24 protein-coding genes are annotated in these 26,564 nt (G+C 65.7%); 11 read left to right on the top strand and 13 right to left on the bottom strand.

The window, feature by feature from the left end; translation table 11 throughout:
* Positions 1-6 precede the first annotated feature (6 nt).
* From ACQR0U_RS22825 to ACQR0U_RS22810, 4 genes are all read left to right on the top strand, one after another.
* Complete coding sequence (locus tag ACQR0U_RS22825; protein ID WP_315712904.1) at positions 7-1,044, top strand: branched-chain amino acid ABC transporter permease; 1,038 nt, start codon at positions 7-9, stop codon at positions 1,042-1,044.
* Positions 1,041-1,787: an ABC transporter ATP-binding protein gene (locus ACQR0U_RS22820; RefSeq protein WP_315712902.1), complete on the top strand. Its 747-nt coding sequence runs from the start codon at positions 1,041-1,043 to the stop codon at positions 1,785-1,787. Before ACQR0U_RS22825 ends, ACQR0U_RS22820 begins: the two co-directional genes overlap by 4 nt.
* Positions 1,787-2,503: an ABC transporter ATP-binding protein gene (locus ACQR0U_RS22815; protein ID WP_315712901.1), complete on the top strand. Its 717-nt coding sequence runs from the start codon at positions 1,787-1,789 to the stop codon at positions 2,501-2,503. The genes ACQR0U_RS22820 and ACQR0U_RS22815 overlap by 1 nt, the downstream gene beginning before the upstream one ends.
* Before the next feature lie 448 nt (positions 2,504-2,951).
* Positions 2,952-4,070, top strand: a complete 1,119-nt coding sequence (locus ACQR0U_RS22810; protein ID WP_434872261.1) for a cobalamin-independent methionine synthase II family protein — start codon at positions 2,952-2,954, stop codon at positions 4,068-4,070.
* Positions 4,071-4,112: 42 nt separating this feature from the next.
* Here ACQR0U_RS22810 and ACQR0U_RS22805 read toward each other — a convergent pair whose 3' ends face one another.
* The 4 genes from ACQR0U_RS22805 to ACQR0U_RS22790 all read right to left on the bottom strand — a co-directional run bounded on the left by ACQR0U_RS22805 (position 4,113) and on the right by ACQR0U_RS22790 (position 8,307).
* Positions 4,113-5,243, bottom strand: coding sequence for an acyltransferase family protein (locus ACQR0U_RS22805; protein WP_315753592.1), 1,131 nt, complete (start codon positions 5,241-5,243; stop codon positions 4,113-4,115).
* 85 nt (positions 5,244-5,328) lie between these two features.
* The gene (locus ACQR0U_RS22800) at positions 5,329-6,021 is read right to left on the bottom strand and encodes an SGNH/GDSL hydrolase family protein (RefSeq protein WP_316191402.1); all 693 of its coding nucleotides are present in this window, start codon (positions 6,019-6,021) and stop codon (positions 5,329-5,331) included.
* 57 nt (positions 6,022-6,078) lie between these two features.
* Positions 6,079-6,456: a DUF2147 domain-containing protein gene (locus ACQR0U_RS22795; protein WP_315712895.1), complete on the bottom strand. Its 378-nt coding sequence runs from the start codon at positions 6,454-6,456 to the stop codon at positions 6,079-6,081.
* Between the two features lie 183 nt (positions 6,457-6,639).
* Positions 6,640-8,307, bottom strand: coding sequence for a caspase family protein (locus ACQR0U_RS22790; protein ID WP_434863253.1), 1,668 nt, complete (start codon positions 8,305-8,307; stop codon positions 6,640-6,642).
* Positions 8,308-8,462: 155 nt separating this feature from the next.
* On the opposite strand from ACQR0U_RS22790, the gene ACQR0U_RS22785 reads away from it, so the two are divergent.
* The 3 genes from ACQR0U_RS22785 to ahcY all read left to right on the top strand — a co-directional run bounded on the left by ACQR0U_RS22785 (position 8,463) and on the right by ahcY (position 12,609).
* Positions 8,463-9,812 (top strand): hypothetical protein, encoded by a 1,350-nt coding sequence (locus ACQR0U_RS22785; RefSeq protein WP_172112675.1) that lies wholly within the window; start codon positions 8,463-8,465, stop codon positions 9,810-9,812.
* Between the two features lie 57 nt (positions 9,813-9,869).
* Positions 9,870-11,066 (top strand): methionine adenosyltransferase, encoded by a 1,197-nt coding sequence (metK, locus tag ACQR0U_RS22780; RefSeq protein ID WP_315712890.1) that lies wholly within the window; start codon positions 9,870-9,872, stop codon positions 11,064-11,066.
* Between the two features lie 121 nt (positions 11,067-11,187).
* Positions 11,188-12,609 (top strand): adenosylhomocysteinase, encoded by a 1,422-nt coding sequence (ahcY, locus tag ACQR0U_RS22775; RefSeq protein ID WP_315712889.1) that lies wholly within the window; start codon positions 11,188-11,190, stop codon positions 12,607-12,609.
* A gap of 282 nt (positions 12,610-12,891) precedes the next feature.
* Here the strand turns inward: ahcY and ACQR0U_RS22770 are convergent, their stop codons facing one another.
* On the bottom strand, positions 12,892-13,914 hold the full coding sequence (locus ACQR0U_RS22770) for a hypothetical protein (protein ID WP_434843978.1): 1,023 nt from the start codon (positions 13,912-13,914) through the stop codon (positions 12,892-12,894).
* Positions 13,915-14,208: 294 nt separating this feature from the next.
* On the opposite strand from ACQR0U_RS22770, the gene ACQR0U_RS22765 reads away from it, so the two are divergent.
* Positions 14,209-14,388, top strand: coding sequence for a hypothetical protein (locus ACQR0U_RS22765; RefSeq protein WP_315753598.1), 180 nt, complete (start codon positions 14,209-14,211; stop codon positions 14,386-14,388).
* Between the two features lie 9 nt (positions 14,389-14,397).
* Here the strand turns inward: ACQR0U_RS22765 and ACQR0U_RS22760 are convergent, their stop codons facing one another.
* From ACQR0U_RS22760 to ACQR0U_RS22745, 4 genes are all read right to left on the bottom strand, one after another.
* The gene (locus tag ACQR0U_RS22760; RefSeq protein WP_434841808.1) at positions 14,398-14,973 is read right to left on the bottom strand and encodes a cytochrome b/b6 domain-containing protein; all 576 of its coding nucleotides are present in this window, start codon (positions 14,971-14,973) and stop codon (positions 14,398-14,400) included.
* A 47-nt stretch (positions 14,974-15,020) separates the two neighbouring features.
* Positions 15,021-15,299 carry a PepSY domain-containing protein gene (locus ACQR0U_RS22755; RefSeq protein WP_316173051.1) on the bottom strand — a complete coding sequence of 93 codons (279 nt, stop codon included), beginning with the start codon at positions 15,297-15,299 and terminating at the stop codon, positions 15,021-15,023.
* A 267-nt stretch (positions 15,300-15,566) separates the two neighbouring features.
* The gene (locus ACQR0U_RS22750) at positions 15,567-18,035 is read right to left on the bottom strand and encodes a TonB-dependent receptor (protein ID WP_434872260.1); all 2,469 of its coding nucleotides are present in this window, start codon (positions 18,033-18,035) and stop codon (positions 15,567-15,569) included.
* 211 nt (positions 18,036-18,246) lie between these two features.
* Complete coding sequence (locus tag ACQR0U_RS22745) at positions 18,247-18,627, bottom strand: hypothetical protein (protein ID WP_315768748.1); 381 nt, start codon at positions 18,625-18,627, stop codon at positions 18,247-18,249.
* 466 nt (positions 18,628-19,093) lie between these two features.
* Here ACQR0U_RS22745 and ACQR0U_RS22740 point away from each other — a divergent pair, with 466 nt between their 5' ends.
* Complete coding sequence (locus ACQR0U_RS22740; RefSeq protein ID WP_316192907.1) at positions 19,094-19,585, top strand: AAA family ATPase; 492 nt, start codon at positions 19,094-19,096, stop codon at positions 19,583-19,585.
* 111 nt (positions 19,586-19,696) lie between these two features.
* On the opposite strand, the gene ACQR0U_RS22735 is transcribed toward ACQR0U_RS22740, so the two are convergent.
* Positions 19,697-19,951, bottom strand: coding sequence for a hypothetical protein (locus ACQR0U_RS22735; RefSeq protein WP_315825097.1), 255 nt, complete (start codon positions 19,949-19,951; stop codon positions 19,697-19,699).
* Between the two features lie 92 nt (positions 19,952-20,043).
* Entirely contained in the window at positions 20,044-21,729 is a 1,686-nt protein-coding gene (locus ACQR0U_RS22730) for a methyl-accepting chemotaxis protein (protein ID WP_315712876.1), read from the bottom strand.
* Positions 21,730-22,199: 470 nt separating this feature from the next.
* On the opposite strand from ACQR0U_RS22730, the gene ACQR0U_RS22725 reads away from it, so the two are divergent.
* Positions 22,200-23,192, top strand: a complete 993-nt coding sequence (locus tag ACQR0U_RS22725; protein ID WP_315713629.1) for a helix-turn-helix transcriptional regulator — start codon at positions 22,200-22,202, stop codon at positions 23,190-23,192.
* A gap of 118 nt (positions 23,193-23,310) precedes the next feature.
* On the opposite strand, the gene ACQR0U_RS22720 is transcribed toward ACQR0U_RS22725, so the two are convergent.
* Entirely contained in the window at positions 23,311-24,042 is a 732-nt protein-coding gene (locus tag ACQR0U_RS22720) for an alanyl-tRNA editing protein (protein ID WP_315712875.1), read from the bottom strand.
* Positions 24,043-24,217: 175 nt separating this feature from the next.
* A complete protein-coding gene (locus ACQR0U_RS22715) occupies positions 24,218-24,943 on the bottom strand; it encodes a hypothetical protein (protein WP_316192908.1) in 726 nt (241 codons plus the stop codon).
* 60 nt (positions 24,944-25,003) lie between these two features.
* On the opposite strand from ACQR0U_RS22715, the gene ACQR0U_RS22710 reads away from it, so the two are divergent.
* The gene (locus tag ACQR0U_RS22710; RefSeq protein ID WP_410052253.1) at positions 25,004-26,554 is read left to right on the top strand and encodes a flavin-containing monooxygenase; all 1,551 of its coding nucleotides are present in this window, start codon (positions 25,004-25,006) and stop codon (positions 26,552-26,554) included.
* The last annotated feature ends 10 nt before the right edge of the window (positions 26,555-26,564 follow it).

The raw sequence follows: 26,564 nt of genomic DNA, 5'->3' as shown, positions 1-26,564 counted from the left end.
GATCGCATGACCACGAACGCACAAGCCGAGGTCGGATTTCACGCCAGGCAGCATGGCCGCTGGCACTGGAGCGAGTTCGCCTTCTGGATCGTCGTGCTGGCGGTTGGCCTCGCGTTTCCCTCGCGCTACCTGATCATGACCGAGATCCTGCGGCTGGCGTTGTTCGCGCTGTCGCTCGACCTGATCCTCGGCTATGCCGGCATCGTCTCGCTCGGCCACGCCGCCTTCTTCGGCGTCGGAGCCTATTGCGCGGGCCTGCTCTCGGTGCACGGCATCATCAACGAGCCGGTGCTGGCGCTGATCGTGGCCGGCCTCGCCGCCACCGTGCTTGGCTTCGCCACCAGCTTCCTGGTCATCCGCGGCGTCGACCTGACGCGGCTGATGGTGACGCTCGGCATCGCGCTGTTGATGGAGGCGCTGGCGGAGCGCTTCTCCAACATCACCGGCGGTACCGACGGTCTCCAGGGCATCGACATCCAGCCGATCTTCGGCGTGTTCGCCTTCGACATGTTCGGCAGGACCGGCTTCTTCTATTCGCTTGCGGTGCTGTTCGTGCTGTTCCTGCTGGCGCGGACCATCGTACACTCGCCGTTCGGCTTGTCGCTGCGCGCGATCAAGAACAATCCGTTGCGCGCGGCCGCTGTCGGCATTCCCGTCAACAAACGCCTGATCGCGATCTACACCGTCGCGGCGTTCTATGCCGGCATTGCGGGGGCGCTGTTCACCCAGACCACGGCGCTCGCCTCGCTGGACGTGTTCGCGTTCGAGCGCTCGGCCGATCTGGTGCTGATGCTGGTCATCGGCGGCTCCGGCTATCTCTATGGCGGGCTGATCGGCGCCGCCGTGTTCCGGATGTTGCAGGAACTGTTCCAGTGGATCACGCCGCAGTACTGGATGTTCTGGATCGGCCTCGTGCTGGTCGTCATCGTGCTGGTCGGCCGCCACCGCATCCACGCCTATGCGCTGTGGCTGCCCAACCTCGTCCTGCGCCAGATCGCCGGCCGCAAGGCCGCGGTGGCCCTCACCGATAACGAGGCGCCATGACCTACGCATTGGAAACCCGCGGCCTCGACAAGCATTTCGGCGGCCTTCACGTCACCCGCGACCTGTCGCTGCAGATCGCGCCCGGCGCGCGCCACGCGCTGATCGGTCCGAACGGCGCCGGCAAGACCACGGTCATCAATCAGCTCACCGGCGTGCTGGAGCCGAGCGCGGGCCGCATCCTGCTCGAAGGCCAGGACATCACCGATCTGCCGGTGCACAAGCGCGTGCTGCGCGGCCTGTCGCGCACCTTCCAGATCAACCAGCTGTATCCCGACCTGACGCCGTTGGAGACCATCGGGCTTGCGGTCTCCGAGCGGCTCGGCGGCGGCGGCAATTGGTGGCGGCGCATGGGCACGCGCGACGACATCAATGCCGAGATCGCCGAGACGCTCGAGCGCTTCCGGCTGCTCGACGTGATGAACGACCGTACCTCGACCTTGCCCTATGGCAAGCAGCGCCTGCTGGAGATCGCGGTCGCGATCGCCGCGCGCCCGCGCGTGCTGCTGCTCGACGAGCCCGCCGCCGGCGTGCCCGAGGGCGAGCGCAAGGACATCCTCGCCGCGGTCGCCGCGCTGCCGCGCGACGTCACGGTGCTGCTGATCGAGCACGACATGGACCTCGTCTTCTCCTTCGCCGACCGCATCTCGGTCCTGGTCTCCGGCGCTCTGCTGGTCGAAGGCACGCCCGACGAGGTCGCGCGTGATCCGCAGGTCAAGGCGGTCTATCTCGGCGAGGCTGCGTGATGACCGATCTGCTCGCGATTGAAAATCTTCGCGCCGGCTACGGCCAGGCGGTCGTGCTGCCGAACATGTCGCTCAAGCTGCCCGAGGGCCAGGTGCTGGCGCTGCTCGGCCGCAATGGCACTGGCAAGACCACGTTGATCAACTCCATCGTCGGCGTCACCCGCCGCTTCTCCGGCAAGCTCGCGCTCGCCGGCACCGACATCACGGCTCTTCGCGCCGACCAGCGCGCCCGCGCCGGCATCGGCTGGGTGCCGCAGGAGCGCAACATCTTCCGCTCGCTCACGGTGGAGGAGAACATGACGGCGGTGGCGCAGCCGGGACCCTGGACGATCGAGCGCGTCTACCAGATGTTTCCGCGGCTCAAGGAGCGACGCAACAATTTCGGCAATCAGCTCTCCGGCGGCGAGCAGCAGATGCTGGCGATCGGCCGCGCGCTCACCCTGAATCCCAAGGTGCTGCTGCTCGACGAGCCGACCGAGGGCCTCGCGCCGATCATCGTCGAGGAGCTGCTGGCCGCGATCGGCACCATCAGTCGCGCCGGCGGCCTGTGCTCCGTGATCGTCGAGCAGCACGCGCAGAAGCTGCTCGCGCTGGCTGACCGCGTCGTCATCCTGGAGCGTGGCACCATCGTGCATGACGCGCCGTCGAGCGCCTTGAAGGCCGATCCGGCGCCATTGGAGCGGCACCTCGGCGTCGCGAGCGCGGCGGCGCATTGACCTGATCGTCGGGCTTGAACGCTACAGGGCGAAGCGTCATCCTTGGTTTCAGGGACGGTGTGGCTCGCGCAGTCAGCGTGAAGGCCATGCCGGAAGATCCGGCGGTATGGTGCGGCCGCCGTGGACACCGGTATGCAGGATCCGGTCGTTACAGCAGGAAGGCTGGCCAGCGCCGTTGTCGCGATGGCACTTCACCTGGAGGCGGATTTGATGGGTTCACCTCAGGATGCCCCATTGAACGAGGTCAGGGTAGGTCAGCCCATTGCTCGGGCCATGGATTGCGCCATGCCCCTCCACGATCTCTCCTCGATAGAATTGTATACCGACCGGATACGGGGTAGGGGATGGACCCAGTCCATCACGCTTTGCCCAGGTAACCAGCCAGGACAGATCGCAGCCGGTCCAACAACCCTATCCAACGAATCGACGCCTTCCAAGGAGTGAGCACATGCAACGCACCAAGCCCCCATTCCGCGCCGACGAAGTCGGCAGCCTCTTGCGGCCGCAGAAGATCAAGGAAGCCCGCGCCAAGCTCGAGAAGGGCGAGATCTCGGCCGACGATCTCCGAAAGATCGAGGACATGGAGATTGAGAAGGTCGTGCATCGCCAGGCCTCGACCGGTCTCAAGCTCGCCACCGACGGAGAGTTCCGTCGCTCCTGGTGGCACTTCGACTTTCTCGCCAAGCTGACCGGATGCGAGCTGTTTCACCCGGACACCGGCATCCAGTTCACCGGCGTGCAGACTCGTCATGACGCGGTGCGCGTGATCGGCAAGCTCGACTTCCCGGATAGTCATCCGATGCTCGACCACTTCCGCTTCCTCAAGAGGCACGCCGACACCGCGCATGTCACGGCGAAGATGACGATCCCGTCACCGGCGGTGCTGCACTTCCGTGGCGGCCGCAAGTCGATCTCCAAGGACGTCTATCCCGATCTCGACGCCTTCTACGAGGATCTCGGCAAGACCTATCGCAAGGCCGTGAAGGCCTTCTACGACGCCGGCTGCCGCTACCTGCAGTTCGACGATACGGTCTGGGCTTATCTGTGCTCGCAGGACGAGCTCAAGAAGGCGCGCGAGCGCGGCGACAATCCCGACGGTCTGCAGCAGATCTATTCGCGCATCATCAACTACGCGATCGCCGAGCGGCCCGCCGACATGACGATCACCACGCATGTCTGCCGCGGCAATTTCCGTTCGACCTGGATCTCCTCGGGCGGCTACGAGCCGGTCGCCGAGACCATGCTCGCCAATACCAACTACGACGGCTATTTCCTGGAGTATGACAGCGAGCGCGCCGGCGGCTTCGAGCCGCTGCGCTTCCTGCCCAAGGGCAACAAGGTCGTCGTCGTCGGTCTCGTGACCTCGAAGGTCGGCGAGCTCGAGAAGAAGGACGACATCAAGCGCCGCCTGGAAGAGGCCTCGAAGTTCGCCCCGCTCGACCAGCTCGCGCTGTCGCCGCAATGCGGCTTCGCCTCGACCGAGGAGGGCAACATCCTCTCCGAGGAAGAGCAGTGGGCCAAGCTGCGCCTCTGCGTCGAGCTTGCCGAGGAGATCTGGGGGAAGTAAGCGCGCCGTGAACACTGCACGCCTCGACATGGGGCGTGCTGATCAGTGATGCGGAAGCGGGGCCGGAGCAATCCGCTCCGCTTCTTTTTTGCGCAGCAGCGCGCGGCGGATCAGCCGCTGTGCCGGGGCCTCGAACCCGGAATAGGTGAGATACGCCGCGGTCAGGGTCAGCCCCATGAAGCCGACCCAGAACGAGGGGCTGCCGTAGGGCATCGCTCGTCCAAGCGCGCCGAAAGCCAGCGCGATCGTGAGCTGGATCGGGAAGTGCAACAGGTAGCACGAATAAGTCATGTTGCCGGCGGCCTGCAGCAGGACTTCGGTGCGCCGTGGAAGCGTGATGGGCGTCGCGCAGACGAACAAGAGGATGGGTGTATAAACGAGCAGGAGCGCTGCGGAGCGCTCGGCAAGCTCAACGCCGGAGAGCCAGAGGGCCGGCGGAATTGTAACGACGGCGCACGCGGCGAACGCTTCCAGCCGCGCGCGGTACGGGGCATCGGCGACGCCCTGCCGCGCCATGGCGGCCAGTCCGCCGGCATAGAAGAACACGAAACACTTGCCGACCAGTGTCCCGCTCGCGATGCCGGCCAGGATCATCGCCAGGTTCAACAGCGGTGATGTGGTGACGAAACGCAGCGCCAGGAAGAAGGCCGCATAGACCAGAACCTCGATCGAGACCGACCAGATCGGGCCGTTGAAGCTGACCCCGGTCGGCGGCAGCCAGTCGCTCGCCATGAAAAGCTGGGTGACGAAATGAGCGAGATCGTTGCTCTGGTAGACGAAGAAGACGCCGTGCTGCGCGGCATAGAGGGCCTGCAGCCCCGCGACCAGCAGCAGCGTTGCGAGATGCAGCGGATAGAGCCGCGACACCCGGTTGACGAAGAAGGTCCAGCCATCGACCGTGCCATCCGGGATGATCGCGCTGTACTTCCAGAAGAAGATGAAGCCCGAGATGCACCAGAAGATCACCACGCCGTATTCGCCGAGCTCATAGAACGGAAACAGGACATTGTAGAACGGCAGCTCGCTGCGGACGAGATCGACAGGGGCATCGGCGATGTAGGCGAAGTGCGGGTAGTGCCACAGCAGCACCGAGATCGTGGCGAGGAAACGCAGCAGCTCCAGTCCGAGCAGCTTGTGAGTCCCAGGCGATGTCGATGTGTGAAGCGGGGCCATGCGGTGATCGTTAACCGTCTCGACGGGATGTGCGCCCCCATCCTAGCCGGCGCGAAGTGAAGGATTGTTTTCGCAGCCTGCGGGATCAGCGGCAGGCGAGCTCGGTTCCCTGCAGGATCGCCTGGTCCCAGGACCGATAGCCCATGGCATTCAGGTGGATGCCTTCGAGCGTGAACGGCGATTCCATCGGCGGCAGGGGCAGGAAGGTCGCGCCGGTGCGCCTCGCGAGGTCCGGCAGCATGGCGCGATAGCCGGTGATGTTCGCCATGGCGGCCTTCTCCATGGCCGGCGTGAATGGCCCGCGCGCCTCGACGGAGGGAAACTCGGTGACGAAGATGCGCGTGGTGAGGTTTGACAGCTCGCGCAGCAGGGCCTCGTAGCGCCCGGCGAAGGCCTCGCCGGAGTCGGACTTGGCGGTCAGCGCATCGTTCACGCCGAGGGAGACGATGATCGCGAACGGCCGTTTCGGGCCGAGTGCGGGCTTGAGCCAGCCGGCCAGGTCGCTGCGCGTCCCGGCGCCGGCGAGACCGGCGTTGACGATCGGATGTCCGCAGGCGCTGGCCGGCAGCGTCGCCGCCTCGACGATGCTGTCGCCGAGCACGACGATCGGGTCATCGGAGCGCGCCATCAGGTTGTAGTGGACGATGAGCTGGCGAACCGTGCGGTGGTCGCTGCCCGACGGCGTCGCGGAGCGGCGCGCCAGCACGAACGTCGCGGCTGCTGCGGCAATCACCGCAAACAGCACGAATCCCAGCCGCGCCTGCGTCTTTGCTGCCATATGGACGATCGATGCCTTGATGCGACCCGACCGTAGTCTGAATTCGCAAACGGAGCTCTAATTCGCCCGCGTCCAGGTCGAGGAACGGCAGATGACGCCGCCAAAGGCGCAACCGGCGGTCGTCAGGGTGCCGCCGGTGAGCGTCATCTTGGCATCATAGGTCTTGCCGTCATCGGGATTGCTGTAGCTGCCGGCCCAGGCATTGGGGCCGGTCGGCTTCATCCCGGAGAACAGCCGCTGTCCGACCTTGGCGGGAGTGTCGGTGCCTTCCTTGATCCAGACCAGCGTGCCGCAGACGGCGCCGCCGCAAGGCGCGAATTTGACCTTGGAGGCGCCGCTTTCGCGCAGCCAGACGCCGGTGACATCGTCGGCGAGCGCCGGGCCTGCGGCCAGCACGACTGACAGACCAAGTCCAACAACGAAACGACCGATCATGCGAGCCTCCCTGATCCTTCGAGACGAGCTTGTTGCTGGCGGATCGTGTCGGCGATTGGGCGGGCCGACGGCGATACGCTTCGTCTCCATTGTGCGGCAGCATATCAGGATTCGGGCATGCTGCACCTGACTCCCCGAGGGCCGTGACGGTCGGGCTGGAGCAGCGCCTGCCCAGCCGCAGGTCTATCTCGCCGCCAGATAGACCTCACCGAGCAGCGAGGAGTTCGACCACGGCACCTGCTTGTTCTTGGTGCCGGCCACGACCTCGGCGCGAACGCGCGTCAGCATCTGCTGCACCTCGAGACCGGGCGTGCCGATGTGGCGGGTCAGCGCCGCCGAGAACGGGCTGTTGTCGCCGTCGCCGTCGAGCGCGACCTTGCCCGGCGCCGTCGCGAACGCGATCAGCGTGCCGGCCCCGGACGTCGCGCCGGTACCGAGCGACGTTGGTGCGGCGAGCCCGCTGGCGCTGAGACCCCGGCCGGGGCCGGCGCCTGCCGTCTCCGGCGGGGCGAACGGATTGTTGCGGCAGGCATCGAGGATCAGGATGTTGGTGCGGACCTGGTCGTCGAGCCCGGCCAGGATCTGGTCCATGTCGACCATCGCCGTGACCACGTCGCTGCCTGCAGACGGCGCAATGTCGGTGGGGACGAGATAGTTGCGGCCGTCGATCTGCACGCCGTGGCCGGCATAGAACACCACGGCGACCTGCGCCCGCGCCGCCTCGCGCAGGAAGTCGCGCGTCTTCGCCTGCATCGCCGCGCGGTCGAGATCGAGGCCCTCCGTCACCGTGAAGCCGATGTCGCGCAGGCTCCTGGCGATGGCTCGCGCGTCGCGCGGCGGATTGGGCAGCGGCTGCACGTGCGTGTAGGCGCCGTTGCCGATGACCAGCGCCATGCGCTGCCCGGTCGGCACCGCTGCGGCCGAGGAGGGGGCCGGGGATTCCGGCCGCTGCTGGGGGCGCGCCGCCGGCTCCGACAGCAGCGACAGCCGCACCCTGGCGGTGGCCTGGCTGGCCTTGCTGCCGGCATCGGATGCGGTGGGCTTCAGCGCCGCGGCGTAATCCGCCTTGGCCGCATCGAACTCGCCCTTGGCCTCATAGGCCAGCGCGCGATGCACGTGGGCTGAGATGACGACGCTGCCCGGCGGTGTCATCACGTTGGCCGGCGGATTCTGCGCCAGCCGGACCGCCTCGGAGGCGTCGGCAACGGCGCGGTCGAGATGGCCCTTGGCGCGCCAGATCACGCTGCGGTTGATCAGCGGCGAGGCCAGCGCCGGATCGAGCCGGATCGCCTCGTTGATGTCGCCGAGCGCGCCGTCGAGGTCGCCGGTCGCTTCCTTGGAGATGCCGCGATTCTGCCAGGACAGCGCGGATTTCGGCGTCAGCCTGATCGCCTGGTCATAGTCGGCAATCGCCCTGGCGTAGTCGCCGGTGCCGCGATAGGCGTTGCCGCGGTTGTGGAAGAGCGTGCCGCTCGGCGCGCCGATCTTGATGGCGTCGTTGAAGTCGGCGATCGCGATCTCGTACTCGCCCTTGTCGTAATAGGCCGAGCCGCGCAGATTGTAGATCGCCTGCGCCGGCTGCAGCCGCAGCGCCTCGGTGGCATCGGCGATGACGTGGGTGTAGTCGCCCTTCTTGTTCCAGCCGACCGCGCGCCAGAAATAGATCGTGGCGAGCTGGCTGCCGGAGAACACCTTCAGCGCGATGATCTTGGTGCAGGCGGCGATCATCTGGTCGGCCGGCGTCGTCTCGGTGGTACAGAGGGGGCCAAGCTGGGACTTCGACTGGGCGAGGCCGGGAGACGCCCAGAGGGCAGCCAGCAGCGGTATCAGCAGCAGGAGGGAGCGGCGCATCGGCACGGACCGTGGGGGACGAGAGGCGGGAACCTATCCGGTTTGTTGCGTCCGGAAGGTTCCGGGTTCAGGCTCTTTCCAATGGTGGGCAGATGGTGCTAGGAGGTTGGGCCAAGGGCGCGTTGCCCACTCCTGTTTCCCACCCGTCGAGCCGAATGAAGAACGACCAGCTGCTCGCCCAGATCACGGAGTTCTGCCGCCAGTCGGACATGGCGGAATCGACGTTCGGCCGGCGCGCCGTGAACGACGGCAAGCTCGTGCAGCGGCTGCGCGAGGGCAAGCGCATCACCATCGACACGCTGGATCGCATCCAGGCCTATATCGCGGCCTCGACTGGCACGCTGCCGCCGCCGCGGCTCGACGTCGTGCCCGAAAAGCGCGATCCCAAGAGCAATTTCCGCTTCTTCGAGAACCGTCAGAAATACCTGCTGTTCGTGCACACCTGCAGCGAGAAGCGGGTGGTGGCCGAGCGCGTCGGTCTCGAACTCGCCAGCATCCATCCGCGGCCGCCGGCGCTGCGGCTGTTCGACGCCGGCGTCGGCGACGGCACCGTGCTGTCGAAGGTCCTGCGCACCATGCACGGCCGTTTTCCACACATTCCGTTCTATGTGGCCGGCAAGGAGCTGAGCCTCGAGGATGTCAGGCTGACACTGGAGAAGGTCCCGGACCGGCTGTTCGAGCATCCGGCCAGCGTGTTCGTGTTCACCAACATGAACTATGCCGAGGCGCCCTGGCTGACGCCGGCGTCGCCTTCGGTAGCCGCCTCGATGATCTGGCACGAGGTCGTGCTGCAGGGCGATTCGTCCGGGGATTTCGAGGCCCAGATCACGGCGCTGAAGCCGTTTCTGGAGCAGAACTGGCGCGCCAACGTCTCCCAGCGCACCGGCATGCCGGTCTATGAGCGGCCGATCGCCCTGGTGCTGTATCGCGAGGATCACCGCTTCCTGCTCGACGGCATCATCCCGCGGGCCGGTCGGGTCGAGGCCAATTTCGACCTGATCATCGCCTCGCAGCCCTACCGGGCCCGGTCCTCGGTCAATTTCCGCGCCAAGCGCATCATCGCACCGCTGGCGCGGGCGCTGAAGCCGGGCGGCCGGCTGATCGGAATCCACTCCCACGGCCAGGATCCGGGCCTGGACATCATCCAGGCGGTCTGGCCGGGAGAAAATCCTTTCTCGGTGAGCCGCCATGAGCTATTGCGCGCCGTGAAATACGAGCTCGGCTCCAGTGGGCGGGACTTAAATTTTAACGCCTATGCGGACAATCGCTCGATTTTCAGGTATGAGATGGAGGCTCTGCCCAACGAGGTCACCGGTGCGATCGGAACCTCGACGGCCTTTGCAGCCTGGAACGCGGCGGTGTATGTCGCGCAGATCGAGGAAGACCGCCTGACCGAGGTGGCCCACTCGTCCCGCGCGCTCGACGCCGCCAGAGAGGTTCTGCGAAAGCACAACGGGCTGTGGTTCTACGATGAATCCTACGTCATCTCGCGGCGTCGCGACTGACATTCCTTAGGGATCAATACAAACGACCGCCGTGGGCGGCGAAGAAGGGGTTGCTTGATGCGCGCGTCATATCTGTTCACCTCGGAGTCGGTGTCCGAAGGCCACCCGGACAAGGTCTGCGACCGTATTTCCGACGAGATCGTCGACCTGTTCTACCGTGAAGGGCCGAAGGCCGGCATCGACCCCTGGCAGATCCGCGCCGCCTGCGAGACGCTCGCCACCACCAACAAGGTCGTGATCGCCGGTGAGACCCGCGGCCCGGCTTCGGTCACCAACGAGCACATCGAGCACGTCGTCCGCGAGGCCATCAAGGACATCGGCTACGAGCAGGAAGGTTTTCACTGGAAGACCTGCGACATCGAGATCCTGCTGCATCCGCAGTCGGCCGACATCGCCCAGGGCGTCGACGCGCTGCAGCCCGGCGAAGTCAAGGAAGAGGGCGCCGGCGACCAGGGCATCATGTTCGGTTACGCGACCAATGAAACGCCGGATTTGATGCCGGCGCCGATCTTCTATGCCCACAAGATCCTGCGGCTGATCTCGGAAGCCCGCCACGCCGGTGTCGAGAAGGTGCTCGGTCCGGATTCCAAGAGCCAGGTCACCGTGCAGTATGAGAACGGCAAGCCGGTCGGCGTGCGCGAGATCGTGGTGTCGCACCAGCATCTGGTCGAGGACATGACTTCGGCGCAGGTCCGCGAGCGCGTCGAGCCCTATGTGCGCAAGGCGCTGCCGGAAGGCTGGATCACGCCGAAGACGATCTGGCACATCAACCCGACCGGCAAGTTCTACATCGGCGGTCCCGATGGCGACGCTGGTCTGACCGGCCGCAAGATCATCGTCGATACCTATGGCGGTGCTGCCCCGCATGGCGGCGGCGCGTTCTCCGGCAAGGATCCGACCAAGGTCGACCGCTCCGCCGCCTATGCCGCGCGCTACGTCGCAAAGAACATCGTCGCCGCTGGTCTCGCCGACCGCTGCACCCTGCAGCTCGCCTATGCGATCGGCGTGGCGCGGCCGCTGTCGATCTATATCGACACCCACGGCACCGGCAAGGTGCCGGAGGAGGTGCTCGAGAAGGCGGCCGCTCAGGCGATGGACCTGACCCCGCGCGGCATTCGCACCCACCTCGACCTCAATCGCCCGATCTATGCGCGCACCTCGTCCTACGGCCATTTCGGCCGTACGCCGGACAATGAGGGCGGCTTCTCCTGGGAGAAGACCGACCTCGTCGAGGCGCTCAAGCGTGCGGTGTAGCTCTTAGTGCCGTCATTCCGGGGCCGCGCGACAGCGCTGAACCCGGAATCTCGAAGTGATGGATTCCGGGTTCGCGCTGACGCGCGCCCGGAATGACGCCTTTTACAGACAGGAACCCCACATGACCGCCAAGCCAGGTTTCAACGACTACATCGTCAAGGACATTTCGCTCGCCGAGTTCGGACGCAAGGAGATCTCGCTCGCTGAGACCGAGATGCCCGGCCTGATGGCGACGCGCGAGGAGTATGGCCCGAAGCAGCCGCTGAAGGGCGCGCGCATCGCAGGCTCGCTGCACATGACCATCCAGACCGCGGTGCTGATCGAGACGCTGAAGGCGCTCGGCGCCGACATCCGCTGGGTCTCCTGCAACATCTATTCGACCCAGGACCACGCGGCGGCCGCGATCGCCGCCGCCGGAATTCCGGTGTTCGCCGTCAAGGGCGAGACGCTTGTCGACTATTGGGACTACACCGCCAAGCTGTTCGACTGGCACGGCGGCGGCCATCCCAACATGATCCTCGATGACGGTGGCGACGCCACCATGTATGTCCATCTCGGCCTGCGCGCCGAGAACGGCGACACGGCGTTCCTCGACAAGCCGGCGTCCGAGGAAGAGGAGGTGTTCTTCGCGCTGCTGAAGAAGCAGCTCAAGGAGAAGCCGAAGGGCTACTTCGCCGAGATCGCCAAGTCGATCAAGGGCGTCTCGGAAGAGACCACCACGGGCGTGCACCGCCTGTACGACATGCAGAAGGCCGGCACGCTGCTGTGGCCCGCGATCAACGTCAACGACAGCGTCACCAAGTCGAAGTTCGACAACCTCTATGGCTGCCGCGAGTCGCTGGTCGACGGCATCCGCCGCGGTACCGACGTGATGATGTCGGGCAAGGTCGCGATGGTCGCCGGCTTCGGCGACGTCGGCAAGGGCTCGGCCGCCTCGCTGCGCCAGGCCGGCTGCCGCGTCATGGTGTCCGAGATCGACCCGATCTGTGCGCTGCAGGCGGCAATGGAGGGCTATGAGGTGGTGACGATGGAGGACGCCGCGCCGCGCGCCGACATCTTCGTGACCGCCACCGGCAACAAGGACATCATCACCATCGAGCACATGCGCGCGATGAAGGATCGCGCCATCGTCTGCAACATCGGCCACTTCGACAACGAGATCCAGGTCGCCTCGCTGAAGAACCTGAAGTGGACCAACATCAAGCCGCAGGTCGACGAGATCACCTTCCCCGACGGCAAGCGCATGATCCTGCTGTCCGAAGGCCGCCTCGTGAACCTCGGCAATGCGATGGGCCACCCGTCCTTCGTGATGTCGGCGTCCTTCACCAACCAGACCTTGGCCCAGATCGAGCTCTACGCCAACAACAAGGACGGCAAGTACAAGAAGGAAGTCTACGTGCTGCCGAAGTCGCTGGACGAGAAGGTGGCGATGCTGCATCTCGCCAAGATCGGCGTGAATCTCACCAAGCTGCGCCCCGACCAGGCCTCCTACATCGGCGTCAAGCCGGAAGGCCCGTTCAAGTCGGACCACTACCGCTACTGATATCCGGCGCACCGCGCGGCTGACATGGCGAAGGCCGGGGCATTGCCCCGGCCTTTTGCTTGCTTCGGCGTAGTTGTGAGTTGAATCTGCGCCTGCCTCCGATCGGCATTGCGAGCCACCTTGTCCCCGCAGGTGCGCGGCCCGATGACAAGCTCCGCGAAGCAATCCAGAGTCGTGGACGGGACTCTGGATTGCTTCGTCGCTTTGCTCCTCGCAATGACGGAGATCGCGGCGCGCTCTATGAAATCAGCGGAACGCCGCGACCTGCGGTGAACGTGACAATCAGCTCGTTCGCCGCGAGGCCAGCGCCGACGCGCGGATCGCCTTCGTACGCTTCGCCGCATGATGCTCAGGCCGTGCCGCGATCCGCTTGTGCTTCTTCGTCTCCGCCGCTGCCACCTTCACGGCCGGCGCGCGATGCTTGGCATATTCCTCGCCGTCGACCGGGCCGACATGCGGCGGGTCGTGATCGAGATAGGGCCGGCCGATGCCGAACGTCTTGCCGTTGGCATCGACCCATTTCCACAGCGCCTCGGTCGCCACCCAGCGCTGTGCGCGCGTCGCGCCGTTGACGCTGACGATGTCGGCCGCGAGTCCGTGGCCGTAGCCGCCGCGCAGGCTGCCGCCGTGATAGGAGCGGTTGCTGGCGGCCTTCAGGCCGCTCGCGATCTCCTGCCGGTAGTCGTCGCGGAAGCCGCTGGTGATGCCGGGCGCGAGCCCTGCGGCCTCGGCGGCATGCAAGGTGTGGAACAGCTTCAGCTTGAAGCCGCGGTCCATGCCGCCGATCACATACTCCATCATGCTGCGGCCGATGCGCTCGGCCGCCTTCGGATCCTTCCAGGTGAAGTCGTTGTCGACGAGCTTGGTGAAGCTGCGCGTCACCTTCACCATGCGTCCCTTGCGCTTGACCGTGACGACGCGGCGCTCGGTCTCGCGGATCTTGTCGAGCTTCGGCGCGCGCTCGTACAGCGCCCACAGATAGCGATCGATGCAGGCATCGATGTCGGGGCACTCGTCGAGGATCTCGATGCGGTCGGCGCTGGCGACAGTGGGCCGGGGCGGTTCGGTCGCCGCGCCGGGCGCGGCCTGTTCGTCCGCCGGCAGGACAGCCGATGGAGTGATCGACGCGGTCGTCAGCGCAGTCTCGGCTGCGGTCGGCTGCCGCGACGTCGCGATCGGCTCCGCGGCGACGGGCGGCGTCGCTGCCTCGATCTCGGCGGCGGCCGCGGGCCATGCCGCCGCACAAGCTACCAGGACAACGGACCGACACAACGCACGCGCCAAAAGCTGCTGCGAGCTCATCATCCGGCCTCCCCAAAATCCGAGCCCCTGCTGGTGAGGGGCGGTCAGGCATCCGATACCTGCGATTGTTCGGCGCAAGACGGCCCGGCGCAATAACGCATCTCCGCGCCCGCGCAGCTTTTGCGAGAACTGTGGCCTGCGTGCAACGCTCGTGAGTTCCGTGTGTGGCGCGATTCGCCGCGAACGATCGTTCGGCGATGACAGATGCTGGAGACCGCAGGGCCTCTGGCTGACGCTCGGTTGCCACCGCCAGCCGCGCCGCGTACTCTCTTGAAACTGGTTCGTGGAGCTGACGTCATGAGCACCATCGAGATCATCGTCGGCGGCACGAGGTTGATCCGGGACTACGCGCCCGAGGACTCGATCTGGTCGCTGCCCGAGGAAAAGCGCGAACGCAAGGCGCTGGCCGATGCGCAGCGCGATCTCGCCGTGGGGGCCGACCGTCTGGCGCAGACGCCCTACGCCGTGCGCGGCTGAGCCGCCCGGTCAGCGCGAGCCGCGCCGCAGCAGCTTGCGCCCCGTCAGCATGGCGCGGGCGAGATTCTCGCGCTGCAGGCGGCTCACCAGCACGACGCCGGCGACATGCAGCACCACCAGCGGGATCAGGAGATATGACGTCACCTCGTGGGTGTCCTCGACCCACCAGATGCCGAAGAAGCGCACGGTCACCTGCATCGCGCCGGTCATCGCGGAGACGATGAGCAGAAGCAGCAGTGCGAGCTGCATCGCCGTGCCCGCGGGATTCAGCCCGAGATAGCGCCCGGTCTTGCCGCGCCGCAGATTCCACAGGTAGGCCGGCGTCGCGCGCAGCCGGAGCTTGAGACTGCGGAAGCGCGAATGGCGGGTACCGATGATGCCCCAGATCAGGCGAAAGGCGAGCAAGCCGAGGATCGCGTAGCCCGCGATCCGGTGCAGGCCGTCATGGACGTTCGGCGTCACCCAGGCGATGAGCACCAGCACGACCAGCATCCAGTGCCACAGCCGCAGCGGCAGGTCCCAGACCTGCACGGTGTCGGCGGTGTCCTGGCGTTTCAGGCTGGCTCGGGGGGCTGTGCCGTGCATGGCTCTCACGTCACGTCGTCCAGCACGCTGGGCGACGCTTGCGCCAACTACTTGGCGATCGTGTGCTTCAGGCTGAGATCCTCCGGGCTGTAGAACAGCTCATACAGCTTGCCGCCCTTGACGCCGTAGACCTCGTAGCAGGAGCCTTCGACCTTCGAGCGGCGCACCTCGTAGCCCGCTTCCTTGGCCTTGGCTTCCGCCTCGGCGGCCGGCTTCCACTGGGCCTTGTCGAGCTTGGTGCAATCCTTGTAGCCGTCGGCCATGGCCGGCGAGATGGCGAAGCCGGCGAGTGCGGCACCGATCACGGCCGCGATGGTCAGTCTCATCAATCCCTCCAATGAGCAAATTCAAATACGATGCATCGTGGGATCAGTGGAGACGGCAACCGCCCCGATGTGTCAACGGAGCGGCGGCTGGAATCGCTCTTAGAGCTTTTCCAAGTTCGTGAGAGCGGCGATTTCGGCCGAGAATCGCAGACGGCGTGATGCGCGACGTTACGTCTCGCTCGTGCCGCTCGTCGCGACGCCGTGTCGTCTGGCGCCCGCTCTCGCCCTGTCCCGCTGGCGGGACAGGGCGAGATGCGAATGCCGGCGTCAGAATTCCAGGTTCGCACCCAGATAGAACGAACGTCCGGGGCCGGGAACGGCGGTGCCCCACATCGTCGCGGTGCCCGATACGCCGCCGCCGGTGGCCGCGACGGTGCCGGCCTCCTTGTTGAACGACATCGATGCGCCCTCGCCGATATAGGCGCCGCCGAGCGGCAGGTAGTAGAGCTTGTTGAACAGGTTCTCGACGCCGAAGCTGATGCGCAGCCTCTGCCAGGTGTAGTTGCTGCGCAGGTTCACCAGGCTGTAGCCCGGGGTCTTGAGCTCGTTGCGCGCGACGGAGACGTCGGACTTGCGGCCCACCATCACCAGCTCGAGGCCGCTGTCCCAGCCGTCGAGCCGGTGCGTGAGCGTCAGTCTGCCGTTGATCGGCATGATGTTGTAGAGACCGCTTCCGGTGTCGAGATTCCGGCCGTTGGTATAGCTCAGGACTCCCTTCAGGCCGAAATCGCCGATCGACGTCGTGCCCAGCGGCACTTTGCCGGACAGATCGAACCCGTACAGCCGCGCCTGCTGGTTCATGTATTTCATGATCACGAACTGGTTGGCGACGGCAGGCACGGCGGCGGTGTTGGTGGCGGCCTTCCACTGCACCGCATCGATGTAGTCGCGTACATGGGTGTAGTAGGGCGTGAGCCGGATCTCGGCCTCATGGTCGGCGCTGTGCCAGGCGCCGGTGAAGCTCACGGTATGGGCGACCTCGGGTCTCAGATTGGGGTTTCCGAGATAGCCGTTGCCGTCGCCGACGAAGTTGTTCATCTCCAGCGCCATGGTGTTGCGCGACCAGGAATAGCGCTCGTAGAGATTCGGCGAGCGGGTCTTCTGCATCGCGCCGAACTCGAAGGTGAGATGGGCGCTCGGCGTGTTTCGGAACAGCGCCGTCAGATCGACATTGTTGTCCTTTCGCGAGCGATCCATGGCGTTGAACGCCGCGCGGGAGCCGACCGAACTCGTCTCGTACATGCCGGACATGAACCCCGATGTCAGCGGCGTGGTGCTGGTGTTGTAGCCGACGACCGGTCCGGTGTCGGTCTCGACGCGTTCGAACCGCACGCCCAGCAGCGACAGCCAGGACGGGCTCCACTTCGCCTCCCACTCGCTGAACACGCCGGCCCGGTCGCGCTTGCCGCCGTTGATGTTCCAGAACGTCAGCGGCGCCATGCCGCCGATGCAGTTGCCGACGCCGCAATCGGGGGCCGGCGGCCACCAGTCGTCGAGACGGTAGGTCTGCAGGTCGACGCCGACGCGGACCACGTCGCGGGGCGACAGCGTGATGTCGGCCTTGGAGGTCAGGCCGTTGGTCTTGGTGCGCGTATACATCGGCATGCCGTTGACCGGATAGCGCGCACCCGTCGTGTTCGGCGGGCTCAGCGTGCCATACGAGAACAGCCGATCACCGCCGAAGTTCATGTAGTGATCGACGGACTGGTGATAGAGGCGGGTGTCCAGATCGCCCCAGTCGAACCGGCCGAGATGGTGCAGGTTGAAGCTGTAGGCATCGTTGCCCAGCATGTCCATGCGCTGGTTCGGGTAGAGCTGATAGGGCACCTCCTGCACTCCCGCCTTCAGCTCGATGAGCTGGCCGTCCTTGCTCCAGGCGATGCCCATCAGATGATTCCTGGTCTCGTAGGCGGATGAGCCGACCTGATCGAGGGGAAGCACCGGCGTGATGGAGCTCCTCAGGGTGAAGTTCTTGAAGTTGCCGCCGGCCGTATAGTTGTCGGCCTTGACCGCAGCGCCGCTGTAGCTGACGCTGTAGTTCTCGGTGGCCATGGTGGCCGACAGGTTGACGCCGCGCACGTTGCCGTTGCTGCGGTAGAAGGTGCCGACGCTGCCTTTGGTCAGCAGGCTCTGCCCCGGCGCCGCGAACAGAGCCGCCGGCGAGCTGACGGCGACGGTGCCGCCGATCGAATCGCCGCCGACGCTCACGGGCGTGATGCCCGCCCAGACCTTGGCCGCGGCGACCTGGGCCGGATCGATGTAGGACAGCGCCGGATTCATGTGATTGGGACATGAGGCGATGGTGTCCATGCCGTCGACCTTGACGCGCAGGCGGTCGTCGGCGAGGCCATGGATCGCCGGCAGGCTCGAGGCCCCGCCGGCCGAATAGAGGCTGACGCCGGGCACATCGGCAAACAGCGCAGCGGTGTCGTTCGTGATGGCGCGCTTCGCCAGGATGTCACCCGGCGCAACCGAAGTGGCGCCGGGAGGCGCGTCGACGGCGTCGGATGAGGCCGCCTGCGGCGGTGGCGCAACTGCCGGATTGGTCGCCGCCGCATGCGCGCCCCTGCGGCGGACTGTCGTTCGCGCGGCCGGGCGGGGCTTCGGGACAGCGACCGTCACCTGCGGCAGCGTGGCGGCGGAGCGAGCCTGCGATGGGTCCTGCGCGAGCACGGGACTCGAAAGGGCGAATGCCAGCAGCGCCGGCGATGTGAGCACGGTGGTTGAGCGGAGCAACCGCCGCCGGACGGGTGTCGAACAATGGTCCATGATGGATCTCGGAATAGGAATGGGAGAGGCGCCCGGCTGCGAGCGCGCCGTGGCCTCGTGAACATGTCGCGACGAGGCGGCTGCGGGCACGGCTGCGGCGACCGCCGGACGGCAGCCCACAGCGCGCGCGGACGAGACCGGCCGCATCGTGACGGGATGAGATGTCTGGAGTATCGGCCTAGAGGGCCGCCGGTGGTCCGCGAGCGACCGGCAGTTCGAGCGTAGGCCGAGGCGCCGCAACGAGGTCTGTCCGCTCGATCAGGATCGCCACGACCACCGGCATCGGCCGCGCCACGGCGGGGACGTGCGGGACAGTGACGCCGCGCCCGAGCGCACAGAACGGACAACTCGCGCATTGCTTGGCCGCAGTGCCGATGTCGTCCGACGTCGGACCGTCGACGGAGCTCTGACAGATGATGGCGACGGCATCGGGGGCCGCAACCGCAGCGCTCATCGCGGAGAGCGCCAGCGCGGACTGGAAGATCAGGGCCCATGCCGCAAACCAGACGAGAGCGCCGCCGAGCCGCGACAGCGCTGCGCGCCGCCGCGCCGAGCGCATGCGCGCCTCACGTCGTCCTGATGCGATGCCTTGTAGTTGACGCCCTTGACGAGCCACCGACTAACGCCCCCGTCCCTCGCAACTACCTACAGGAGCGGACATCCGGTTGGCAATGGACGACACGCGGCCGGCTCGACTCCCGTCGCAGTGGATCAATTCAGCCACAGTGAAGTGACTTCAACTCATTCGCGAGCGGCCGGTGCGACTGAAATGCGCGCGGGCCATTCTTGCGAGTCGAACTCAATCGCGGCGCGGTCTCGCGACGGATGACGGCCGGGCCTGGACGCCGTCAGCGACATCTGTCAAATGTATCTTCATGACCTTCCGCATTCGCATCGCAGGCGCTGCCGTCAGCAGCCGAATTACCGACCCGGCCTGATCCGTCGGGCCGGGCGCTTCCGCCTGCGAGAATTGCCTGTGAATGCTCTTGGCGCCCGAAGCGGCGCCGTATGCGAGGTCTGTATCCGTGTCTCCCAACCAACCGACGCTGCACCTCGTGTGCGGCAAGATCGCTGCCGGCAAATCGACGCTCACCGCGGAGCTCGGCCATCGCCCGGCCACCGTCGTGGTCGCCGAGGACGACTGGCTGTCGCGGCTCTATCCTGGCGAGCAGAGCAGCCTGGCGGACTACGTGCGCAATTCGTCACGGCTGCGCAGCGTGATGGGGCCGCACGTCATCGCGCTGTTGCGGGCCGGCGTTTCGGTCGTGCTCGACTTCCCCGCCAACACGCCGGCGAGCCGGGCCTGGATGCGCGGCCTGTTCGAAGCCGCGGGCGTGCCGCACCAGCTGCATCACCTCGACGTCCCCGACGAGGTCTGCAAGGCACGGCTGCGCGCGCGCAACGCAGAAGGCCGCCACGCCTTCACCGTGACCGACGAGGAGTTCGACCTGTTCACTTCATACTTCGTGGCGCCGACCCCGGAGGAAGGATTCGACGTGATCTTGCATCGGCCGTGACCTTGCGGCGGCGACTGGGACTGCTGTCGTCCCGCTGGCTTGTTGGCGGCAATCCTGGCGGTGCGCGTCGCCGCGCAACCTCAGCCGTGCCGCGGCGATCACCGCCTGGTCTCAGAAGATTGCGTCCAGCGCGCTTTCGGCAGCGGAGATGAGCTCGCGCACCTTTGCGCTTTCAGACAGTAGCGCGGCGAATGACGGGGCCGCGCCGATGTGCTGATCCAACTCATCCAAGGCGTTGCGCCACTGCTGCAACTCTTGCTGGAGGCGTTCGGTCTGGGGACGCAGGAGCGCCCGACAAGCCGCCACGGCGTGCTGTTCGACGAATCGCGAGGAATCGGGAGCAGGAAAATGAATGATGTCGGCCACGGTCTTCTCGTCAGCGCCTTCTTGTGAACGCCCGCATTCGATCGCTAATGGGGCGGCGGCCCGCCGGGCTCCGCCGCCCTGGTCGCGCGCAGCTAAGCCGCGGTCCGGGCGGCCAAGGCCTGAGCTTCGGCTGCGGCGCGGGCCATGCTGGACGACATCTCGTTCGTCACCGTGCTCTGCTCTTCCACCGCCGCCGCCGTCGAGGTGACGTATTCGCTGACGCTGTTGATCGCCTGCTTGATCGAGTTGAGCGCCGTCACGACGTCGCCCGAGATGCCGTTGAGGTTCTCGATTTCCTGGGCGATCTTGTCGGTGGCCTGCTTGGCCTGGTTGGCGAGGTTCTTGACCTCGGCGGCGACGACCGCAAAGCCACGCCCGGCTTCGCCGGCGCGGGCGGATTCGATGGTGGCGTTGAGCGCGAGCAGGTTGATCTGCCCGGTGATGTTGTTGATCATCTCGACGATGCCGCTCATCGCCTGCGTGGCTTCGGACAGCCGCTGCGCCTGGCCGTCGGCGGATGCTACCTGACCGACGGCGCCCATCGCCGTCTCGCGGGACTTGGTCATGGCTTCGGAAATCTCCCGCACAGACGCGTTCAACTCCTCGGAGCCCGCTGCGACGGATTCCATCATCGCACGGACGCGCTCGTTGCCTATGCGCACCAGCACCTGCCTGGTGACGTCGGTCGCATACTTCACGACCTTGAACGGCTTGCCGTTGAGATCGAGGATCGGATTGTACGAGGCCTGAATGTAGACCTCCTTGCCGCCCTTGCCGATGCGTTTGTATTCCGCCGCCTGATACTGCCCCCGGTTCAGGTCGGCCCAAAACTCGCGATAGGCGGCACCATCGCGCTCCGAAGGCTCCACGAACATGCTATGATGTTTGCCTTTGACCTCGGCCAGGGTGTAGCCGAGCACATGCAGGAAATTGTCATTGGCGGTGATGATCGTGCCGTCCATGTTGAACTCGATCACAGCCTGCGACTTGCCGATCGCATCGATCTGGCCGGCCAGATCCGCGTTCCTGAGCTTCTGCGCGGTGACGTCGGTCGCGAACTTGACCACGCCGAACGGCTTGCCGGCGGTATCGAGCATGGGATTGTAGGTGGCGAGAATCCAGACCTCCTTGCCTCCCTTGCCGATGCGCTTGTATTCGCCGCCTTGATATTCGCCGCGATTGAGGGCCGTCCAGAACTCGCGATACGCCGCGCTGTCGCGCTGTGACGGCTCGACGAACATGCTGTGATGCCGGCCCTGGATCTCGTCGAGCCGATAACCCAGAACGTCGCAAAAGTTCTGGTTCGCCGTCACGACCGTTCCGTCCAGCTTGAACTCGATCACGGCCTGGGCGCGATCGATGGCAGCGATCTTGGAGCCGTCCGCCATGCTGCGCAGCTTTTTCGCGGTAATGTCGGTCGCGAACTTCACCACCTTCACCGGTCGGCGGTTGCCGTCGAGAACCGGATTGTAGGACGCCTCGATCCAGACCTCGCCGCCGCCTTTGGTGATCCGCTTGAATTCTGCGGCCTGGAATTCGCCGCGGTTGAGAGCCGCCCAGAATTCGCGATAGGCCGCGCTGTCCCGCTCGGCCGGCGCCACGAACATGCTGTGATGCTTGCCCTGGATCTCATCCAGCCGGTATCCGAGCGTATCGAGGAAGTTCTTGTTTGCCGTGATGATCGTGCCGTCCATGTTGAACTCGATCACGGCCTGCGAGCGGCTGATCGCGTCGAGCATGGCCTGTGCGTCACCTTTGGCGTGTCTGCGGCCGAACATTCTCTTTCCTCTCTAGGTCTGCTCTGCCGGGGTTTCGGCACATGCACGTCTGTCGATTTCCAGGACCTTGGTTCGCTGGGGCCAAACGCCGCCGCGAGGCCCGACTCTGGTCCAGAGTGAGCGGATCGTAGTCGAATCGAATTATCCAAGTATTTGTCCGATCCCCGACAGATCGGCCGTATGCTGCCGCTCCGATGACCCCGATACCCATCGCATTTGGCCGCTTGGTACGCCGTTGTTCCGAGCGAGCCATTGGACGACCCGGCGCAGACCACGGCCAGCCCCGCGAGGCAGCATTCTGTCCGTAACAATACGGGGTGTTCGGTTATCACCGCGAAAATCGTACGCCCCCTCGCGCCGGGACGTTGTCCGAACTGTGGAACTGAATGAAATTCGTGCTTGCCACGTGTCCTAACGCACGGCCTTGTGCTCACGCGCCTGACGATTGCACAAGGGTTGACCAGGTGGTGATGCCGATCGGGCGGAGGAGCTGTTTGGGTCAAATCTCATATCTCGATCGATATCCGCTGTTTCGCTCGCGTGATCGCGAGTTCGCGCGCGATCGCTTGTTCAGCATCTACGCCGTCGATCGTTTCGACAGCTCCGACTCCAGCTTCGGCATCGAGGCCAATCTTGCGCGGCTCAGCACCGCGGGGCTGGCGTTCTGCTCATATGCGGGCGCGGCGTCGGTGTCGTTTCCGGAATCGACGATCTACAGACAGTTCTTCTCGATCCAGGGCACTGCCGGATACAGGACTGCGCGAGGCCACCAGGCGATCGTCGCCTGGAGTCCCCTGATATCCGGGGATTCAAGACTGGATCTCGAATTTCCTGCCGGCTACTGCCAACTGGTGGTCAGGGTCGAAAGCGCACCTTTGCACCAGCTGTTGAGAGCCATGATCGGCGATGACAGAGATACGAATCTGACCTTTGACGAAGGCCCAACCGATCCTGCTGTCATGGCTCTCGTCCGCCAGGACGTTTTCAGGCTTGCCGGTGAGTTGCAGATGTTCGGAGCGGACTACTCGCCGATAGCCATCGCAGAGCTCGAGCGGAGCTTGATGATCCGGCTCCTGCTTGCAAATCGGCACAGCTTTAGCAGCCGCCTGCTGAATGCGCCCCAGCGAGTCAACCGTATGGTTGTCGATACCGTCGAGTCCTATATCGAGGCACATTGGGACGAGCCTCTGGACCTTGAGAAGATCGCCGCGATCGCGGGGGTCAGCGTCCGGTCGATTTTCCGCGAGTTCTCGGAGTCGGGACGCGGATCACCCGGCCAGTTTGCCAAGCGCGTCCGACTTCAGCGGGCATCTGAACTTCTGCGACGGCCCGATGCCAACACAAGCGTCGTGTCGGTCGCCTTCAAATGCGGCTTTGGCAATCTGGGCCGCTTTGCCAGCGAGTACCGCCAGATGATGGGTGAGTTGCCCTCGGAGACGTTGCGGAACGCAAGGAAGACGTGAGCTTCCATGGGATCACGGACGCGCCTGCGCTACAATCGTATCGGACGTCGAGCGATGATATACGCGTTTGACAATGTGCATTGCGACGCTGGCCGTTTCATCGCGAGCCGCGCGATTCTCAAGCCGTGACGAATCCGATCCTCAACCGCCGATTCTGCCGGCCCTTGTTGTCGACCTTGAGAATGCGGATGCGCCGCGCTTGCGCCGTCGAGACCAGGTGCGTGCCGCCGCAGGCCTGGCGGTCGAGGCCGTCGATGTCGACGATGCGGATCAGGCCGTCGGCCTGGCGTGGCGGGGCGACCGACTTGGCGCGAAACAGGCCCGCGGTCGCCTGCGCGTCGTCATAGGGCATGTCGAAGGCACGCACCGGACGATCGTCCGAAATCGCGGCATTCACCGCATCCTCCACCGCGCGCAGCTGCTCCGGCGCCACCTTGGGCAGATCGAAATCGACGCTGAACTCGTCGGTCTCGGTCATGCGGACGCCGGTCAGCAGCGCGCCGTCGAACAGCGTGTAGACGGCGCTGTTGACGAGATGCGCCACCGTGTGCTGCTCGCTCATGCGCTGCCGGAACGCCGGATCGACGTGCAGCTCGATCGCCCCGTCCGGGATGGCGTCATCACCGATCAGGTGCCAGATGCCGTCGGCGGTCGGCTCGAACCCGGTGACGACGCGGACGATCCCGTTCCACGCGATCGTGCCGCGATCCGGCAACTGGCCGCCGCCGCCGGGATAGAACGGCGAGCGCGCCACCAGCACCGCGCCGGGGCGCGCGTCGAGCGCGGTGATGTCGAGATCCAGCACGTCGGGACGATCGACAGCGAAAGGGCGGGGCAGGAAGTCGGTCATGCAGAACGGCTCGCAATCGCATCGCCCGGATGAGCGGAGCAACATCCGGGTTCATCGAGACGGCGCGTGAGGCCCCGGATATGGCTGCGCTCATGCGGGCCACGAAGCTACGACGATACGCAGCATCGCCGCGCTGCGCAAATGGCCGTTCCTGTCTCGGCCGCAGCGCCGGGTCTCAACGGCATGCGGCCACCGTGAACCACGCCATGCGAAACGCGCCATCGCCGAGGCGCAGGCACACGGTGTCGCCCGGCTGCAACCTTTCGTACAGCGCCTGCGCAACATGTGCATCGGTGGCTCTCGCGAACGGGCCCCACGGCTCGAGCGTCACCTGATGCGTGGCGAGCCGGCTGTGGCCGAGATGCTTGGCGAGCACACGGCTGCGCAGCAGCGCCGGCGCCGAGCGGTCGAGTGCGGTGTTGAACTGGCCAAGCGTCCCGAACGCATAGGCGGCGACGAACAGAGCGGCGAGCAGCAACCGCCAGCCGCGGCGGCGGAGCTGGGTTTCGAACCGCGCCGCGACGATGAGGAAAATGATCGCGACCGCGGTCGCGAAGGCCGTCAGCGGCAGCCAGTCGACGAGGTTGATGTCCGACAGCGTGCGCGCGGCGAGCGTGCCGGCCGCCACGATGCAACCGGTGCCGAGATTGGCGCCGTAGCCGGAGCCGAGGCCGATGCGGAACCGCCCGGGAAAGCGCAAGGTGAGGATGAGCGCCAGCAGCGGGATGACGGTGACGACCGCGATCAGCTGGCCGGCCGGAAAGCTCGGGAAGAGCGACCAGGCTGCGAGCCCGATTGCGAACAGCGAAAAGCCCAGGGCGATGCGCTGCGACGGCGCGCCAATGCCGTCCCGGCTGTCGCTGTCGCCGGGCCTGTCGTCGCGCGGGTGGGGAGCGTTCATCACCGGATCCGTATCGAGGGTGTTTCCCGCTGATAGCGGAGGAGGGTTGACCGACGACGAATGCGCCGGCGATTTGACAGCGACGAGCCGGGTTGCGACTGTCCGCAGCCAGAGCAAGAAAGCCGCACCAGGAAACGCCAGGAACACCTCATGTCAACAGAGCATGTCGACGTGCTGATCGTCGGCGCCGGGCTGTCCGGCATCGCCGCCGCCTATCATCTGCAGCACAAGTGCCCGGGCAAGCGCTTCGCGATCCTGGAGGGGCGAGGCGCGATCGGCGGCACATGGGACCTGTTCCGCTATCCCGGCATCCGCTCCGACAGCGACATGTACACGCTCGGCTATTCGTTCAAGCCGTGGACCGATCCGAAGGCGATCGCCGACGGGCCGCAGATCCTGAAATACGTCCAGGACACCGCGACCGAGAACGGCATCGACCGCCACATCCGGTTCAACCATCGGGTCCGGCGCGCGTCGTGGTCGAGCGCGGACGCACGCTGGACCGTCGAGGCCGAGCGCCGGACGGAGCAGGGCACGGTCGAGACCGTGCGGATGACCTGCGGCTTCCTGTTCATGTGCTCCGGCTACTACCGCTACGAGTCGGGCTATCTGCCGGACTTCAAGGGCATGGCCGATTTCAAGGGCCGCATCGTGCATCCGCAAGCCTGGCCTGAGGATCTCGACTATGCCGGCAAGCGCGTCGTCGTGATCGGCTCCGGCGCGACCGCGGTCACATTGGTGCCGGCGATGGCCAAGTCCGCCGCGCATGTGACGATGCTGCAGCGCTCACCGACCTATGTGGTGTCGCGCCCGGCGCAGGACGCGCTCGCCAACAAGCTGCGCCGGCATCTGCCCGCTGGCCTCGCCTATCACCTGATCCGCTGGCGCAACGTGCTGTTCGGGATGTATTTCTTCCAGCTCAGCCGGCGCAAGCCGCAGCGGGTCAAGCAGCTGATCCTGGGAGGGGTGCGCGCCGCGCTGGGCCCCGATTACGACGTCGCCACCCATTTCACGCCGCGCTACAACCCGTGGGACCAGCGGTTGTGCCTGGTGCCGGATGGCGACCTGTTCAAGACCATTCGCGAGCAGCGCGCCTCGGTGGTGACGGCCGGGATCGAGACCTTCACCGAGCGCGGCTTGCGCCTTACCGACGGCCGCGAAATCGAGGCCGATATCGTGGTCACCGCGACCGGGCTGGTGCTGCAGGTGCTCGGCGGCATCGAGGTCGTCGTGGATGGCCGCACTGTCGATTTCGCCAAGACGCTCAACTACAAGGGCATGATGTATTCCGACGTGCCGAATCTGGCGGCGACGCTCGGTTACACCAACGCGTCGTGGACGCTGAAATGCGATCTCACCTGCGAATATGTCTGCCGGCTCCTGAACTACATGGACCGGCACGGCTATCGCCAATGCGTGCCGCACAATGACGATTCCACCGTTACGCCGCTGCCGTCGCTGAGCTTCAGCTCCGGCTATGTGCAGCGCGCGGTCGCCGACCTGCCGAAACAGGGCTCCAAGCGGCCGTGGCGGCTGTACCAGAACTACGCGCTGGATATCGTCTCGCTGCGCTTCGGCAAGGTCGACGACGGCGTGATGCGGTATTCGTGAGGGCAGGGGG

The organism is Bradyrhizobium sp. HKCCYLRH3097, from assembly GCF_051167875.1.
Taxonomy (GTDB): domain Bacteria; phylum Pseudomonadota; class Alphaproteobacteria; order Rhizobiales; family Xanthobacteraceae; genus Bradyrhizobium.
This window is presented reverse-complemented; position numbering and strand designations above follow the sequence as displayed.